The sequence below is a fragment of the Glaciecola sp. G7-5 genome (genome assembly GCF_055808975.1).
Map to the genome: position 1 here is coordinate 1,663,688 of NZ_CM147892.1, position 17,629 is coordinate 1,681,316.

The following is a 17,629-nucleotide window of genomic DNA, read 5'->3' on the forward strand; positions in this document are numbered from 1 at the left end:
TCTGTACAAATAATTAACTTTGCCGCAAATGTCTAGTAAAGTCTGTGATGTTAGTTATCGATTAATTCACTTCGTTGAGGATTATGTAAATGGATAGGGGTAGCATACAAGGAAGCCAATTAGACAAATTAACTCAATTACCAAATAGAACATTTGGGCTTGAATTAGTCGAAGACCTATTGGTTAGTGAGGATGTACAAAAAGTACAAGTTATTGTCTTAGAGATAGCAAGGTTTGGGCAGATAAGTGACAGTATTGGTAATGCACTTGCTGATACTATTTTAGCTAAGGTAGCTAAGCGTTTGTCGAACGTATTTTCTAACGCATTGTGTATATTTAGAACGCACGGTGATCACTTCTGTTTAGTTTTTGATGGCCGAGTCGATTTGCATGATGAAGTAAGTCGCATACAAGATTTTTCTCAACGTCCTTTTGCGATCAGTGGCAATGTGATTGTTTTAAGTACTCGTATGGGAGTAGCCGAAGCAGCAGTCAAAAGTCAAAGGTTTACGGATACTATGCACGCCGCAGAGGCCGCTTTGCATTACGCAAACAGCAATGGTCTAAAAGTGTGTATGTTTGAGCCCCAAATGCTTAAAACTGCTCAACAAGCGCATCAGGTTGCTAACGACCTGCGGTGTTCATTGACCACAAACTCCCATGAGCTCTTCAATGCCATTAGCAGTGAAGAGTTCTACCTTGTTTATCAGCCAATCATCTCAAAAGGAATGAATAAAGTTACGGGTTTTGAAGCTTTGCTAAGATGGAATCATCCCATCAGAGGATCGGTTATGCCCAATACCTTTATCCATATTGCGGAAGAAATAGGTGTTATGGATGTCTTAGGATCATGGGTGATACGCAAAGCTTGTGCAGACCTTGTAAAATGGCAGAAAGCATCCCAGCTCACTGAAATCATTATCAGTATTAATGTGAGTCCGGTTCAATTAGTAAATCCCGAAATGTTAATTCATTCCTTAGAAGAGGCAATTATAGAGTCGGGTATTGATCCAGAGTTAATCCGAATTGAATTAACTGAGTCGGCCGAATTTGTTAGTAGTATGCCGACTACTCTTGATGCGATAAAAAAATTGGGGTGTAAGATAGCGATTGACGATTTTGGCACAGGCTATTCTTCTATTGTAAAACTCACAACACTTCCACTCAATATTCTTAAAATAGACAGTTCTTTTATCTCTCAGTTGGATTCAAAGAACCCCAGTAAATCCAAACAAGCTTTACTGATTGCTCGCGGTATTTATGGTTTAGCGCATGCGTTAGGCTTAGGGGTCATTACCGAAGGTGTTGAAACTGCCGAACAATTAGCTATTGTGAGCGATCTAGGTGCGGATCTTATACAAGGGTTTTACTATGCTAAACCCCTCCTCGAAACAGAAGTATTAGAGTATTTGAGGCAACCTCTAAAATGACGTTAATGGAACAATTATGTCGACTTTATTTAAATTATCTTACATAAGTAAAAACTCTATTGTGGGAAGTAAGCAAGAAATCCAATTACAGATTGAGTCAATATTAAAATCAGCGATTAAAAATAACACTAAGCTAGGCATTACGGGAGCGTTATTGTATTCCGGTGGTTATTTTTGCCAAGTTATCGAAGGCGAAGAAAGTCATGTTGAAGAACTTTTTGAAACCATTCAACAAGATAGCCGACATACTCAAGTGACAGTGCTTAACTTCGAAGCGGCTGAGGAAAGAAGCTTTTCTGAATGGGCAATGGCGTTTGCTGGTATCGAGGACTCAATGAGGTTTGATCTCGATGGCTTAAAAGAAACTAAAGACCTCAATACAAATGTAAAAAAGGGGAAAGACCTTGTCAATGTGTTAGAAACACTTGTCAGAAATAGACAGGCGAGCAACGCACCTTAAGTAAACTTTAAGACTAGCAAGTAGCCTGCCTGACTACTACTAAAACGAGGCTATCTAATTTCAGAGCCTCGCTATGAAGTTGTTAGCTGGCTTGAGCATTACGACGCTCAATTGTAAATGGCTCCACTTTTCCATCGTTCGTTTTAGCTGCGTAGGCCGATACGTCTGAAATAGTAATTCCTTGTTCTTGTTAAGTAAAAATTTCACTAAAGCATCTTGCAACTTCTACTTTCATCAATAAAGGCGTGAAAGTAGGGCAAAAGAATGTTTCGCATAGGCGTTTCTAAATCACTTGCTTGATATTAATACTTACTTCATGGATGATGAAAGCATATTGCATGAATCGCTTATGCTCGACTTATTGCACCCAAATGCAGCGCAATATGAAATATAGGCATGTGCCCTAGCGGATGTTCTTAATTAGTTATATAAATAACTATCTGTCGGGTTCATCAGTCGCAAGGTGATGGCTGATCATTAGGTCAAATACTCAATAACAAACATACAAGGGTAGTCGTTGATGAATCCTGAAAATTCTCAAATTGAAACAAAGATTTTTAACAAAGTAAGCGAACAAATAGGCAACACTGACCTATTAAAAATAGCTTCATTATCGGCGCTTACAGGTAGTGAAATTTTAGTTAAATGTGAACATCAAAATCCAGGCGGTAGTATAAAAGACCGTGCAGCACTGCAAATGGTGACCGATGCCATTGAAAAAGGCCATTTAAAGCCAGGCATGACTATTGTTGAAGGCACTGCAGGTAACACTGGTATTGGTTTGGCCCTAGTGGCGAAGGCATTAGGCTATAAATTAATTGTTGTAATGCCTAAAGGCCAAACACCAGAGAAAGAACGATTAATAGAATTGCATGGTGCCATCTTAAAACTAGTAGACCCTTGCCCTTTTGCAAATCAAAATCATTTTTACCACACCGCTAAGCGAATAGCGCAGGAGAACGAAGGTTATTGGTGGGCCGATCAGTTTGAGAATACAAGCAACTATAAAGCGCATTACCAGAATACGGGGCCAGAAATCTGGCAACAAACACAAGGAAACATCGACGCTCTAGTATCTGTCTGCGGAACAGGGGGAACAATAGCGGGAAATTCTAAATTTCTTAGTGAGAAAAATCCAAATATACTAAATTGGCTCATCGATCCCGATGGTTCTGGCATCCACAACTATTTAAAAACCGGTAGTTATGTTGCAAATGGAGGGGGGTCATTCACCGAAGGTATTGCAATAATGCGTCTTGTAGAAAACTTCAAAGCGGCTCGTTTGCACCGTTCTGTTAATTTACCCGACAAAGACTTAGTCGCAATATCGCGCTACGTTCGCGACCACGATGGCATAATCTTAGGGTCGAGTTCGTCGTTAAACGTTGCAGGTGCTGTGTATGCCGCTACCAAAATGCCTAAAGGTAGCCGCATTGTCACTTTTTCATGCGATTTGGCAGAGCGCTCATACTCGAAACTATGGAATGAAGACTTTTTGGAAACCAAAGGTATTCAAACCGATAGTTTACATGTTCCCGATTTAGTACAAAGCTATCATGATTCAAGTGACTACTTCACCATACCGAGTTGAGCTTAATCAGCTCGTAAAACTAGCGCATTGCTTAATAGTTTGTTGGATAAATCTCGTAAACCCATCGCTGTCATTGTTTTTGATCAAGTCAGCCATTCTTTCTAGCTACTGTTTTGTCTGCGCGCATCAAGCAGAACTTGAATTTCACTTTTGTTAGTTCTGTGTCAATCTGCAGCAGTTTAATGTACATGTTATTTTTTGCACACTAAACTGCCCAGTCTTGTCGTTTCTTACATCACACGTGAAAATAAGCGACGTCTGCCTGATTTCGCTTTGTTACGGCGTAAGCGTGAGCGACATTCACCACGACCGGCTTCTAACCAGCTCTCACGGTTTACGTTGGCTTCTGCGCCGCGGCGATTTTCTTCAGTTGATCTAAAACTACAAAATGCTTCATAAGCTTCTAAATCAAGTGACATGTCTTGAATGACAAGTTCAATCATAATTGCATCATCTAAATAGCCAAGGCCTGGGATGTTGTCTGGGACTAAATCGTGGGGTTCACTAAAATAGGCTAAAGAAGTCAATATTTCGGTTTTTTCATCATCAGGTATTTGCCATTCATCATCTTGCAACGCTCTAATCAGGCGCTCTAAAGAGCTCAGTCTGCTTTTGACAAAATCAGGAACATTCGCGCTTTCCATTTCTGCACACAAAGCACTTGCTTTAGCGATGACTTCTGACTCTGGAAGCTTTTTAGCGCTTTCAATAGCAGTGCGCATCAGGTCGCGAAAGTGCGTTAAATCGTCTTCGCTGAGTTCCAAACTAATTTGAATAGACATATCGATTCCTTCTGAAATTATAATTATAGAATTAAAAACCAAAAATAGTGGTGTTTATTTACACTGAGGAAAGCATATACAGTAATCTCAGCCGAGTAAAGTCGCAAAGGGGTAAACATCTGAAAAGCATCTTTAAAAATACAATAACGCGCTTACGGATTGAGCTTATTTAATTATTTATGTCGAGTATTCTTAGCTATTACTCGAAGCAAAGTTTATCCACTTATCGAGAATATTCTCAAGTGATTGCGCGTTTATCGGTTTTGCTAAATAGTCGTCCATTCCTGCATGAAGGCACTTATCTTTATCACGAGGCATTGCATTTGCTGTCAGCGCAATAATTACAATGTTCTTATTTTGCATGCCCGCAACCCCTTCTCTGATTTGTTTTGTCGCTTCATAACCATCTAGTATTGGCATTTGGCAATCCATAAGTACATGGGTAAAAGCCTCGTTCTTCTCTGCAGCCTGTTTTAGTTTTGATATTGCATCAGCACCATCAATTGCTACTTCGCAGGTCATACCTATACTCGTTAACAATTGGTTGACGATAACCCTATTTAATTCGGTGTCTTCTACTAACAGTAAATGATTTTTTTGCCACACTTTAGTTGAAACGTCGTCATCACTAAATATTAAGGGATGGTTTGATTCACAAATGTCTTTGCTATTTATTGCTTGTAAAAGCTGAGACGGAAGCAAAGGTTTTGATAAAATGTGTGAGAAATTTGACTGAGTAATTGAATCTGAAGTCTCAATATTTAGCTCACTTGTCAGTAAGATTAACTTCATGTTTTTATACTGGGGTTTAGCGCGAAGCAATCTTGCAAATTGCCCACCATTCATGCATTCAAGTTCAAATTCTAGTATTGCTATCTGAAATTGACCATCGCCACTCCCTAGTGTTTTTAGGGCGTCTTGTGCAGAACTAACGCCCGCCACTATATAGCCCCATTTAGTTAGCTGGCGACACGTGACATTGCGCCTAGTAAGATTACTATCGATAACTAAAATTCTTAATTTCTGCTCTCGCTTGGGAGAAGTGTTAAGGTATTTACTACCATATTTTTCAATCGGAATAGTTACCGTAAAACAGCTTCCTTTACCTATTTCGCTTCTAACTGATATTTCGCCACCAAGCAAAGTGCTCAAACTTTTTGAAATTGTTAGGCCCAGACCTGTGCCTCCATAGCTTCTGGTGGTGGAAGAATCTGCTTGTTCAAAGGAATTAAAAATTTGGTCTAATTTAGATGTTTCAATACCTATGCCTGTGTCTTTTACTGAAAAGCGACAATAGTATTGTCCTTTTTCAATCACCGTACTTAACGTTACTACTATCTCACCCTCGTGTGTAAATTTAACCGCGTTGTTAATTAAATTGTCTAGCACTTGTTTTAGACGATATGGGTCGGTAGTCGCTAAAGTGAATTCAACCTCGGTTGTATCGAGAATAAGTTCAACATCGCTTTTACTTATCGTGTTTTGCATTAAACCAACGGCATATTCAAATAGCTCTATTAGGTTGCATTGCACTTTGTCTAGCTCAACTTTTCCAGCTTCTATCTTTGAAAAATCAAGTATGTCACTAATAAGCGTAACTAGATTTTCACCCGACTTATAAGCGATATCTGCCTGATATTTTTGTTTTTCACTCAAAGTCGAGTCTTTCAGTAAGCCCAGCATAGAGATAATACCGTTCATTGGTGTTCTGATTTCATGACTCATGTTTGCTAAAAATTCGCTTTTAGCCTTATTGGCTTGTAGTGCCTCATGCGCGAGGTTCCGGGCGCTAACTTCAGCGTGCAACAATTGTGATTTAAATTGTAGAAGAAGCACATAAGCTAGGTATACGTAATTCAACATATTCAAACAATTACCAATTATAAAACCAACAGAGAGGTAGGTATCATTTGTTAGGGCGTAAGGAAATGAGAGCCAAAATAATGCGTAAGCGCCCAAAATAAAGGGGAGTATGATTTTAACTCGACCAAACCATGCAGACGCATGTTTGTGAATTAGCCAGGCTATAAAAGTCAAAGCGCATGTTTGCGATAGTGCAAACCATATTGCAAATAGATTTGCGCTAGATAGAACATGATTCAAAAATACAATACCAACGATGGCCAAACCAAAGAAAGTAAGCAAGCGTCGTATTATTTTTGCCGTGAAGGGTTTATCGAATACTTTATAGAAACCAAGAATTAGGCACAGTTTTTCTAGGTTTAAAAGTGTCGCGTAAATTGTTAGCTTGTATTGTTGAGGAAACCAATCGACAGGAAATGATAAGAATATTCGGCCAGCTAAAACCGTTAAAACCGCCAAACACCAAAAAGTAGCTGCATATTTTGATTTGTGCAGGTTTGATAACCATATTAATAGGCAAAATACGAGGGAGTAAGTGGTAATGCCTATAGTGTTAATGGTTTCTGAAAATTCCACTATGCACCTGTTATATATGTATTTTTTATCTTAATTAGCTGTTTAATCATGCCTAACATACATTAGTTATGCACTCGATGAAAATAGTTGTTTTAGTTTTATCGGCGGACAGAGGCGTTTAATAAGATCTATAAACGCAATATGGCTTGGCAATCTCTATTGATTTGGATCATATAAATGCCACAAGCATCGAGCAAGGAACAAATTTACCTTTATTTACCTAATGAGAACCATTACTATTATCATTCACAAACAGCGCTTTGTAACAACAGGTAGATACAGATGACCCTATGGGAAATGCCAAAAAAAACCAGTGCCATACTATTTAAGCTTGACGAGAACCTAACAGGGCCTATAAAAACGCGCTTGAATGAAATGGGTTTTGTGCCAGGCGAGCCTCTTAAATGTATAAAACGCAGCCCTTTTAATGGTCCGCTTGTAGTTCAAATTCAAGACTGCGTGTATTCACTTGACCGCCATTTAGCGCAAAATATTAGCGTAAATACTCACTCATAAATAAGCCTAGATTCACAAAAAGTAGTCATTAACATGCAGCGCATCATACTAGTGGGTAAGCCAAATTCAGGCAAAAGCTTGTTGTTCAACCAATTAACGGGTTTAAAACAAAAAGTCGCAAACTTCCCTGGTGTCACCGTTGAACTCAAAACAGGGCGCTTTGGCGAGTTTGAGCTGGTGGATTTTCCTGGTACCTATTCGCTTTCTAGCATTTCTACTGATGAAACCATTGCTATCAATCAACTCCATGTTGCTATGGAGCATGAATCTACTTCACTTATTATTTGTAACCTCGATGCGACTAAATTAGAGCGCTCGCTGGTATTTGCCTTACAAGTGCAGCAGTTGGCTAAAGCTCACGATAAAGCGGTCATTTTTGCACTAAATATGATTGATCAACTTAGCCGCTTTGGACATAGCATCAATGTTCAAAAGCTCAGCGAGCAACTAGGTTCACCAGTGTACGCGGTGTCGGCAAAAACATTGATAGGTGTTGCTGAGTTTACCGAAGCTCTGAAAGATCATGCTAGCAACCCGCAAAATGCAAAAGTTGGGGAGCTAAGTGTTGAGCAAAGTGAATTTATAAGTTTTGCTAAGACCCTCGCTAAAGAACATGGTATTTCGCAAGATATCGCCCTTAAACAACAAAATAGACTCGACGCCTTTTTACTCAATAATATTGCCGGTGGCCTCGTATTCTTAATTATCATGTTTTTCTTATTCCAGAGTATTTTTACATGGTCAGTGCCGTTGATGGATGGTATTGAAACCGCAATAAGTTGGACTGGAGCTAAAGTTTCAGCGATATTGCCCCAAGGTATGTTCAACGATTTTGTTAATGATGCGATTTTTGGTGGCGTTGGTGCATTTTTGGTTTTTGTACCTCAAATTATGGTGTTGACGCTTATCATCGGCTTGTTAGAAGACAGTGGTTATTTGGCGCGAGCAGCTCTTATATGTCATAAGCCCTTAAGCGTATTTGGATTGTCTGGCCGCAGTTTTATTCCCTATTTGTCAGGGCATGCCTGCGCTATTCCCGCGATTTTGGCTGCTCGTACTATTGAGTCACCAAGAAAACGTTTAATTACGATGGTTACCGTACCATTGATGTCTTGCTCAGCCCGATTACCTGTATACGCGCTATTGGTTGCAGTACTTGTACCAAAAGTGAGCTATTTAAATGGATGGGTTAATCTACAAGGGGCGGTTTTCTTTTTACTGTATTTTGGTGGCATATTAACGGCTCTATTGGTCAGTAAGCTCTTAAATACGTGGCTTGAAAAGACCGACCAGCAAAACGAATTACCCTTTATCTTAGAATTACCTTCATATCGTTTACCTCATTGGCGGCCTTTGTTCTATAAAACAATGAACAGCGCTCAACAATTTGTGCGTCGAGCGGGACCTATCATTTTTACCGTATCGGTTGTCATTTGGGTCTTAGGTTATTTTCCAAGTAACGGCGATTTAAATGCTTCGTATTTAGCTGCAATGGGGCAATTTTTAGAGCCTATTTTTGCGCCCCTCGGTGTTGATTGGCGCTACGGCGTTGCCATCTTAGTTTCGTTTTTAGCGCGAGAAGTCTTTGTGGGTGTGTTAGGTACACTGTTTAGCATAGAGAATGCTGACGAGAACATCATCGGCTTGGCCGAACAAATGCAAGCTGATGGTTTTTCTTTAGCATCGGGCGTTGCGTTACTGGTTTTTTATGTTATTGCTTTGCAATGTGTCGCAACAGTCGCCACCCTCAAAGGCGAAACAGCTAAGAATCGCTATTCATGGGGCGTTTTTGTAGGCTATGGGCTTTTGGCATATGTTCTTGGCTCAATTGCTTATTGGATCCTTACTTAATTTTACTTGTTTTCTCCTCGACCCAAGTACATTTTTCACTTAGTCTATATAACTAACTTATTTCCTTTCAAGGAACCTGAATGGGTCGTTGTGCATTTTTAACTACCGATAATTTAGAAGAATTCTTTATTTATGATGACTTAGTAAAGCCTTATTTAGCTGAACTAGACTGGCAAACAACTGATGTTTCTTGGCATGATAAAACGGTCGACTATAATCAGTATGACGTAGTGGTCGTCAGAAGTACTTGGGATTACCAAGCATTTTGCGACTCATTCATGCAAACACTTGCAAAAATCGATAACTCCAAAGCGGTATTAGAAAACCCCTTGTCATTAATGCAATGGAATGTATCTAAATCATATTTGCGAGATTTAGCTGACAAAGGTGTCGCAATATTACCCACGGTTTGGCTTAACGGATTTGACAGCAAAGCTATACTAGCTTGCTTTAGTCACTTTGCTACGAATGAAATCATTATTAAGCCATTGGTTAGCGCCAATGCTGATTTCACCTATAGATTGACCGAAGAAGACTTTTTGTTTAAGCAACAAAACATTAAAAACGAATTAGAAAATCGTGAAATTATGGTGCAAGCTTTTGAAAAAAACATAGTGGAGAAAGGTGAATTTTCGTTGTTTTATTTTGCGGGTGAATACAGCCATAGCATTAACAAACTCCCTGCCACTGGAGATTTTCGAGTACAAGAGGAACATGGGGGACAATTAAAAAGTGTTGAACCTAGTGACGCCATGCTCACACTTGCGCAAAAAACCCTACAAGCGCTCCCAGAGGATGCTTTGTATGCACGTATAGATATGCTCGAAACAAAAGCAGGATTTGCTATCATTGAAGTTGAGTTAATTGAGCCTTCTTTGTATTTCAATATGGATGAGGAGTCTCCAAAACGCTTTGCTCAAGCAATTGTGCAGCGTGCAAAATCAAAAGAAAGTAAGTAGTCACTGTTTTCGCTAACAAATGGGGTTACTACCCCCACTTTTTTGTCAAAACCTTGAATACCCCCATGCAAATGATTGTCGCCGTCGTTTTTAGCAAGGGAATATTCAGTAGCATTTAGGGCAAACTTAATATTGGCGATACGATTTGAGAAGCGACCTATAATAGCGCCAAAATATATTTTTTACTTATCCTTAGCGGAAGCTTGTTATCCAACGTGTTTATCTAATAGCTGTTGGATAGTACTTTTCCTAATTGGCTTTACTATATAACCTTTGGCACCATTTTTTACAGCATTTGCGACAGTCTCTTTCTGCTTATTTCCGGTAAGCATAATAATGGGCGTGTCATGATTGAGATGGTCTTCACCTCTGGTTTGTGCAACTATATAGATGCCGTTAGTGTCAGGTAGATTCACATCCATTAATACCAAATCGTATTTTATGCTATTTAAGCTAGCAAGTGCTCTTCTGCCAGACACCGCAATCTCGGTATTAATATTGAGAGATTTTAAAATTCTCAAAGTAAGTTGCTGGCTAATTACATCATCTTCTACCAACAGTACTTTAGGTATGGTCCTTTGCTTCTCTGAAGCAGCGTCGTTTTGAATGTCTTGTTGATAAAGTCTATTGAACATGGGCTCAGGATGCTCGTCGGGGACGTCTTGCTCTTCATTTTCAACAGGGGGCTCGAAGGCAATTGCTGAGTTCAGCAAGCCAATCGCTTTTTCTTGAAGTCTGATTAAGCTTGGACGTATGTCATCCGATTTTATTTTGGCAAGGGTTTCCTTTAGTTTGACCAGATCCAGTGATGCATTTTGATGTTTCTGTATTTTTATCGCCGCGTCGTCTAAGGCTTTTTCGATTTCAGCTACGCTTTCCTTGAAGTTTTGCTCGAGGCTTTCTTTGCTTTCCAAGAGTTTGTTCATTAACGTTAAGAACTCAGGACTTGTGTTATCTTGCAGCCGTTGCGTTATGTTACGCTGGTGCATAAAGGGCAGGGTGACCCCAAGTTCGATCAGTAAGTGCTCGCATATCAGAATAATCCGATTTGATTCATATAAAGGGCGAGAGACTAAGTAATCGTCAATAGCGTTGCATCGATGTGCATCAAAAGCATCCGATTCGTATTTTAATGGAACCAGTGCAACAACCTTGTGATCACATAAAGTATAGTCTGCCACTGCGTCTATCGCTCTATAGTAAGCAAACATGCTATGTTCTAGACTATCGCCAGTCATCAAAATAACCTTCGGCACAGACTGGTTAACTAAGTGTCGGCACAAGTCTTTTACATTTTTACACGCATAACAATCATTAAAGTGCTTTTTGACTTTGTCAAAGATAAACTTATCATTTTCAGAGTCAGTAACGTATAAAACTATTTTGTAGTTTTTATTAGCATTTTGCATGTTGCACCCAATCGGTTGTTTCACTCAACGAATTATTAAGATCTTGAATAACAGACGATAGTGTTTGTTCTACTTCTGAGTTATTGCGTTCCTCTCGCGATACCATTTCCAAATGTTCGCATGACATACATAATTTTTGTGCGCCAATTATTTTCGCGCTACTTTTCATACGATGACTTATTTCACTTAGCATTTTCATATCATTTAATAGTATAGCTTGTTTAAGTTCAGCTTTCGATTTTTCCATATTTTCGACAAATAAAGATAAAAACTCTACTTTTTCTGACACATCAGTTTCGCCCATAATGGAGTCTAGAGCGGAACTATCAAAATACGCTTTACTGGCAGGCTGACTACTAATCGATTTTATCTTTGTTGCAAAGCTCTCGCTTTTATTGATTTGTTGTGAAACTAAGTCAGCAATTCCTTGTAGCTTAAGCGGTTTCATAATGACGGCATCGGCCCCCGATTTTTTACAATCCTGCTCACAATCTAAGGTTTTGTCGGCGGTAAGCACATACATTTTGCTATGGCCACTGATTGATTTTTTAACTTCTAGTGCTTTGATTATCTGAATTAATTGCGCGCCTGTTTTATCTGGCATTTGATAATCGCTAATGATTAACTGATGATGTTTTTTCTGCCAAAGTTTTATAGCACTTTTTGCGTTATCAGCAAAATCTGCATCGAGTGAAAGCTTTTTGCTTTGTTCTTTTAGTACAAACATATTGGCGGGGTTGTCTTCCACAAAAAGTACTTTTACTGAAGCTAATTTAGCGCTTAATTCTTTGTGCGCTGCGTTTTTTTGCATATGTTGTATAGCAGGGGCGCTTTCAATGACTTGAATTGGGATAATTAAACGCATTTTGCTACCTTCGCCGATGCAGCTATGCACGTTTATTTCGCCTCCCATCAGTTCGCATAGTTCTTTGCATATACTCAAACCCAAACCTGTACCACCAAAATTGCGATGGATCTGAGAATCAGCTTGAGAGAAGCTATCAAAAATATGCTTTTGCGCCTCTTCAGAAATACCCATTCCGTTATCACTCACTTCGATATGTAGATGATTGTCGTTGTCAAACTCTACGTTAAGCTCAACTTCGCCCTGTTCCTGCGGACAAAATTTAATACTGTTGCTAATGAGATTATTTAATATTTGTGATAGGCGAATGTCGTCAATTGAGGCAAATTGCGGTAGCTTATCAGACAGCCTGAGCGACAAGTGTATCGACTTTTCATGAGCCTTGGCTTGATGGTTAGCTAGCACTTGTCCAAAAACGTCAGCAAGGTTACAAGTGACCTTATTTAAAGACATCTTTTCTGCGTCAAGTTTCGTGTAGTCTAATACGTCATTGACCAATCGAAGAAGCTGTTGTCCACTATGATCTAAGCGTTTAATGTATTCAGATTGGGCAAGCTTTTTGTCTGCTAAACATAAATCTAGGATGCCCAACATTGCGTTAAGTGGTGTTTTCACTTCGTGGCTCATGGCAGCTAAAAAACTAGATTTAGCTTGGTTTAACGTGAGTGATTCTTTGTATGCGAGTTCAAGCTGCTCATGCAAAAACATAATTGACGATTCGTCGATAAACAAACAAATCCGTTCGCCATTTTGAGAAATAGAATCTCGATATTCTATATACCTTTGGTCGACGTTACGAAATGAAAAGGTGAGTGAATGATTTTGCGTTAATTTACGTTTCACTAGTCGCATAAATGCCTTTTGCTTACGCTCCTTACCTTTTAGGATTTGACCACTTATCTGATCAATAAGATCGCTAAGTGTAAGTCTATCTATTTGTGATTGCTCGATGAAGGGGAAAAGGGTAAACAAGGTTTTATTGGCAAATTCAATCAGTCCGTTTGTATTGGTAATAACAACCGCTTCGCCCATGCGATGAATTGCTGCGACTAAATTATCGTAATGTTTTTCAGGCTCTTTAGTGTGCGTGTTTCTAAAAGACACTAGAAATAGCTTGTTACTGACTTCAAGTGTGTCAAGGTCTAGCCTTAACTCATTAATCTGGCAGCTAGAATGAAATACGCCATTTTCTATTTTGGCGAGAATAGTCGCAGCTAAGATTTTAAGGTCTGGTGGAGTGAATTTGTATTTATCAAAAAGAGAATTGCCAACAATCTGCGAATTTTTCGCATCAAAAATAATGGCGGCTTGTTCTAATGTAGATATGAATGTTACTAGTTGAATGAGAGTCACAATAAATAAACAAGCCTGTAGATTTGATTTCTTGTTTATTTATCGGCAATCCCCGTAAAATCTGCATTACACAAATTTATAAAGGTCTTTGCAAAAACACTGCTTATTCTGCTGCTAGATTAAGATTTGTGATGCAACGCGCGCGATTTATTTTAGATTGTCGGGATCAAATTGATGACCAAGTTTGCTTGTTTTCGTGCGCAAGTAAGCCTTGTTTTCTTTCGTTATGCCATGGTCGATTGGGCGACGCGAAACAATATTTATTCCCATGTCCTTAAGGGCTTTAACCTTTTTAGGGTTGTTGGTCATTATTTCAACGTCACTAATATTAAGCTTATCGAGCATCAACTTGCATATCGCATAGTCGCGCAGGTCAGCATCAAAACCAAGATGTTCATTAGCTTCAACCGTATCGTAACCTTGGTCTTGCAAATTGTAGGCTCTAATCTTATTAAGCAAGCCAATGCCTCTGCCTTCTTGGCGTAAATAAAGCAAAACGCCATGGCCGTGCTGGACAATGTTTTCGAGCGCTTTTTCTAACTGGAACCCGCAGTCACAACGCGTACTGAATAGTGCGTCTCCAGTTAAACATTCTGAATGAATTCTGATTGGAACGGTTGTACCGGGTGCCCAGTCGCCGTAAGACAACGCGACATGTTCTTGGCCATTACTATTATCAATAAAACCATGAATACTAAAATTGCCGAAGCGCGTAGGCAATGTGGCTTGGCTAATAAACTCAAATCTGGGGCTGTTGGATGTCATTAATGTCTGCTTTGTTACGTAATAAACTACAATGGTATTATTGGGGCGATACGCCCTTTTACAATCATTTATTTGTAAAAAGCGTCATCAAACACCCGCCGTGTTGCCTATTTTTGTTGTCGATTGGCACTAACTATTGTTAGTTTCTGCATAATCACTGTAAGAAGTTAATGGTTCGGGTTTCGCTATACAGTAACCTTGTGCAAAGTCTACACCCAATTTGCCAATTTGGACCATGATTTCTGGCGTTTCTACAAATTCTGCCACTGTTTTTATTTTCATCGCTTCGGCTACGTCTTTAATTGAGGTAACCATGGCTAAGTCGATTGGGTCGTGCAAAATGTCTCTAATGAAATGCCCGTCTATTTTAACAAAATCTACCGGTAAGTCTTTTAAATAGGTGTAGCTAGAAAACCCGCTTCCAAAGTCGTCTAAGGCGAAGGTGCAGCCTAAACGTTTAAACTTATTAATAAACTCTACTGCATCATTCATTTTAATGATGGCCATCGTCTCTGTAATTTCAAAGCAAATTTTATGGTAAGGAATTGCGTATTTTTCAAATGCGTTCAACAAGAAGAATTGGAAGTCATCGTCAGATAGGCACAGTCCAGATAGATTTATATTCGCTTTCCCTAAATTGTTAATATGCTCAGGATGGGCGCTTAACCATTTAAAATAAGCTTCTACTACCTGTTTGTCGATTTTATTACTAATGAGGGCTTTCTCAGCACTTGGCATGAAAAAGTCAGGCGCTACCAAATCGTTGTCTTGGGTGCGAAGTCGCACTAGTATTTCGTAATATTGAGACGAATCGTACTTGTCGAGGGGGCGGTAATGCTGATAAAAAAGTTCGAAGCTTTCTTTTTTATCGCCATGTTCACTTCGTTTACCCAAAACAGTTCACGTTTGTAGTTCGAGTGCATGCCCATTTCTGGTGAATAGACATGTATTTTATCGCGTCCGCCTTCTTTGGCGATTAAGCATGCAGTGTCAGCATAACTTAATAGTTCTTCGCCACTCGGGATGCTGTCGTCACATGGGGCAATACCAATACTGACACTTTGATTGAATCGATGTCGGTCCCACTTAAACTCAAATTTGCGCACTTTTTTAAGGAGTTCATTTGCCAAAGAACGCAGCTCATTACTATGCTCAAAATCGACCATTAGGCCAAATTGATCAGCGCTTAATCGTGCAAAAAGATAATTATCGCTTACGACATCGAAGAGTTCGTGTGCTAGTTCTTTAATAAAGATGTCACCAGCAGAGTGGCCACAAGTGTCGTTTATGACCTTAAATTGGTCTACATCTAAAAATAAGAGTGCAAATTTACCAGATTGGTCGGTAGACTGAATCCGTTCATTCATGACGTGCAAAAAGTGACGGCGATTAAACAAACCGGTGAGTTGATCGTGTGTGTTAAGGTACTGCAAATTAATTTGATGAAGACGCCTTTCGGTAATGTCAAAAAGTGAACCGAAATGTAGTTTTTCGTCATCGACCTTTTTTAACTGGCACGAAATAGAAAACCAAAATTCGCTACCATCTTGTCGTTTACCTTTTATTTCTTTCCCTAGCACCGTTTGTTGAATGCTTAGCTCACCTAGCAGCAAATCTGCGTCTCGCGGATTGGCAAAAAAATCAGACAGGTTGGGGTTGCTTGATAAAAAACTATCACTGTTACTATAACCAAATAGTGAGCAAATAGCAGGATTGACTTGAATTAACTTTCCCTTTGGTAGCGCAGTATATAGACCTTCGGCGGCATGTTGGAACAAATCATTGTACTGCTGTAACTGAGCTATTTTCTCGCTTTGAGAGAACAAGCGTTTGGTTTGAATCGCCTGCTCTCGGCTAATAATGGCAACAGCGATGAGCATAACCCCTAAACACGTAAACGCTAATGGATAGGGGGTGCTAAACGAGAGATAGCCGGCATTGTTAAGAAAATTTAAAAGCTCGAGCAATCCAACAAAACCAAGTGATAACCAACCTGAAAAATAAATAGCTGCGCTGCGCATATCAATAGCCTTACGATACACAATGGTAGCCAGGGTTTTGCTTATCAATAAAATGATTGCACAAGCCATTAAACCTAGTAATTGGTATAAATCAGGTAAGGTGAATATACCAACAAGAGGCAGCGCTAGGATTAGGTAATGGAGTCTAATCCACCAAACTGAAATTGGCTCAAAAATAACTCGTGAAATTTTGATGCTAGCAAACAGGGTTACTACTAAGCTCAGGCCAGTTAGCTCGGCGCTTAATGAAGGAAGTAGAAAAAGTGAGGGCAATATACCTTCTGCGCTTAACATGGTGGTCATTACGCCGGTTGAAAACAGACAAAACCAAAAGCGGGCGGGGGCATTGCGTAGGATATAAGTGAGTAAAAAGTAAGTTGCTAGTAAAGCTAGACCGCCACACATGGCTCCTAACAGGATTAGTCGAATGCTAGCTTCTCTGGAATAAGATTCACTTTGCCAAAGTTCTAAGGGTAGTAAGGTTTGCCCATCATCTTGAATGCGAACGTAGATCGTAAAGGTTGATTCGCCTCTGGAAATGAGATTCATTTTAAAACTTTTGCTACTAAGATTTGTTCCCGATTTTAGCTCATCTTCAGAGCGTGCACTTTGCACTATTCGCCCTTGTTCATCTAGTACAAAAACATCAACGCGATCGACAAAAACGCTTCCGGCAAGGAGCGTTAACATGCGATTGCTAGTGGCGTTATTTGTAAGGGTAAAACGGGCCCATAAAACTGAGTCTTTAGGAATTGATGTGAAATCTGAGTAGTTTTGCCATTGCGTGAGTTGCTGTACGTCTGATAGCAACAAACCTTCACTGGTGACGTGAAATTGAGCAAACTCATTGACGTTAACGGCTTTATCAAAGTAAGCATCGACGTCTTGAGTAGCTATGTTGGCTTGAGCCCAGCAAAGCGAACTTGTTAATAAAGAGACGAAAAGAACCAGAAGACGCAAGCGTGTCATCCAACTAAGTGTTAGTAATCCCCTATTTAGCCAGAAAAACCTATATTTGTGAAGGTTTTACTGCTTGTTTTCGATTACCTTAAGCAATAACGTAAAGATAAGCTACTATGAATGATTTTCTTGAAATGGCTTTGATAGGTAATCACTAATGCTTGAATTGACCGCACCAGTGGTTTGGTATTTTGAATAATTAAGGCATACTCTACTGGGCAAACGTGG

Annotated in this window: 14 protein-coding genes; 6 read left to right on the top strand and 8 right to left on the bottom strand. The window is 39.5% G+C overall.

Annotation, left to right across the window (positions count from 1 at the left end; translation table 11 throughout):
* The first annotated feature begins 89 nt into the window (after positions 1-89).
* The 3 genes from AC0L6H_RS07195 to AC0L6H_RS07205 all read left to right on the top strand — a co-directional run bounded on the left by AC0L6H_RS07195 (position 90) and on the right by AC0L6H_RS07205 (position 3,481).
* Entirely contained in the window at positions 90-1,430 is a 1,341-nt protein-coding gene (locus AC0L6H_RS07195) for a putative bifunctional diguanylate cyclase/phosphodiesterase (protein ID WP_473393454.1), read from the top strand.
* Positions 1,431-1,446: 16 nt separating this feature from the next.
* Positions 1,447-1,890, top strand: coding sequence for a BLUF domain-containing protein (locus tag AC0L6H_RS07200; protein ID WP_473393455.1), 444 nt, complete (start codon positions 1,447-1,449; stop codon positions 1,888-1,890).
* 520 nt (positions 1,891-2,410) lie between these two features.
* On the top strand, positions 2,411-3,481 hold the full coding sequence (locus AC0L6H_RS07205) for a cysteine synthase A (RefSeq protein ID WP_473393456.1): 1,071 nt from the start codon (positions 2,411-2,413) through the stop codon (positions 3,479-3,481).
* 230 nt (positions 3,482-3,711) lie between these two features.
* Here the strand turns inward: AC0L6H_RS07205 and AC0L6H_RS07210 are convergent, their stop codons facing one another.
* Both AC0L6H_RS07210 and AC0L6H_RS07215 read right to left on the bottom strand, forming a co-directional pair.
* Positions 3,712-4,263, bottom strand: a complete 552-nt coding sequence (locus tag AC0L6H_RS07210; protein ID WP_473393458.1) for a YkvA family protein — start codon at positions 4,261-4,263, stop codon at positions 3,712-3,714.
* Between the two features lie 192 nt (positions 4,264-4,455).
* Positions 4,456-6,702 (bottom strand): response regulator, encoded by a 2,247-nt coding sequence (locus tag AC0L6H_RS07215; RefSeq protein ID WP_473393459.1) that lies wholly within the window; start codon positions 6,700-6,702, stop codon positions 4,456-4,458.
* Positions 6,703-6,984: 282 nt separating this feature from the next.
* Between AC0L6H_RS07215 and AC0L6H_RS07220 the strand changes: the two genes are divergently transcribed.
* From AC0L6H_RS07220 to AC0L6H_RS07230, 3 genes are all read left to right on the top strand, one after another.
* Complete coding sequence (locus tag AC0L6H_RS07220; RefSeq protein WP_473393460.1) at positions 6,985-7,218, top strand: FeoA family protein; 234 nt, start codon at positions 6,985-6,987, stop codon at positions 7,216-7,218.
* A gap of 33 nt (positions 7,219-7,251) precedes the next feature.
* On the top strand, positions 7,252-9,069 hold the full coding sequence (gene feoB, locus AC0L6H_RS07225; RefSeq protein ID WP_473393462.1) for a ferrous iron transporter B: 1,818 nt from the start codon (positions 7,252-7,254) through the stop codon (positions 9,067-9,069).
* Positions 9,070-9,149: 80 nt separating this feature from the next.
* The gene (locus AC0L6H_RS07230) at positions 9,150-10,028 is read left to right on the top strand and encodes an ATP-grasp domain-containing protein (protein ID WP_473393463.1); all 879 of its coding nucleotides are present in this window, start codon (positions 9,150-9,152) and stop codon (positions 10,026-10,028) included.
* On the opposite strand, the gene AC0L6H_RS07235 is transcribed toward AC0L6H_RS07230, so the two are convergent.
* The 6 genes from AC0L6H_RS07235 to AC0L6H_RS07260 all read right to left on the bottom strand — a co-directional run bounded on the left by AC0L6H_RS07235 (position 9,986) and on the right by AC0L6H_RS07260 (position 17,401).
* Entirely contained in the window at positions 9,986-10,207 is a 222-nt protein-coding gene (locus AC0L6H_RS07235) for an aldose epimerase family protein (RefSeq protein WP_473394487.1), read from the bottom strand. The genes AC0L6H_RS07230 and AC0L6H_RS07235 overlap by 43 nt on opposite strands.
* Before the next feature lie 27 nt (positions 10,208-10,234).
* Positions 10,235-11,437, bottom strand: coding sequence for a response regulator (locus tag AC0L6H_RS07240; RefSeq protein WP_473393464.1), 1,203 nt, complete (start codon positions 11,435-11,437; stop codon positions 10,235-10,237).
* Positions 11,424-13,655 carry a hybrid sensor histidine kinase/response regulator gene (locus AC0L6H_RS07245; RefSeq protein ID WP_473393466.1) on the bottom strand — a complete coding sequence of 744 codons (2,232 nt, stop codon included), beginning with the start codon at positions 13,653-13,655 and terminating at the stop codon, positions 11,424-11,426. Before AC0L6H_RS07245 ends, AC0L6H_RS07240 begins: the two co-directional genes overlap by 14 nt.
* Before the next feature lie 147 nt (positions 13,656-13,802).
* A complete protein-coding gene (ribA, locus tag AC0L6H_RS07250; protein ID WP_473393467.1) occupies positions 13,803-14,420 on the bottom strand; it encodes a GTP cyclohydrolase II in 618 nt (205 codons plus the stop codon).
* Between the two features lie 129 nt (positions 14,421-14,549).
* Positions 14,550-15,206 carry an EAL domain-containing protein gene (locus AC0L6H_RS07255; protein WP_473393468.1) on the bottom strand — a complete coding sequence of 219 codons (657 nt, stop codon included), beginning with the start codon at positions 15,204-15,206 and terminating at the stop codon, positions 14,550-14,552.
* Positions 15,206-17,401: a diguanylate cyclase domain-containing protein gene (locus AC0L6H_RS07260; RefSeq protein ID WP_473393469.1), complete on the bottom strand. Its 2,196-nt coding sequence runs from the start codon at positions 17,399-17,401 to the stop codon at positions 15,206-15,208. The genes AC0L6H_RS07255 and AC0L6H_RS07260 overlap by 1 nt, the downstream gene beginning before the upstream one ends.
* Positions 17,402-17,629: the final 228 nt, after the last annotated feature.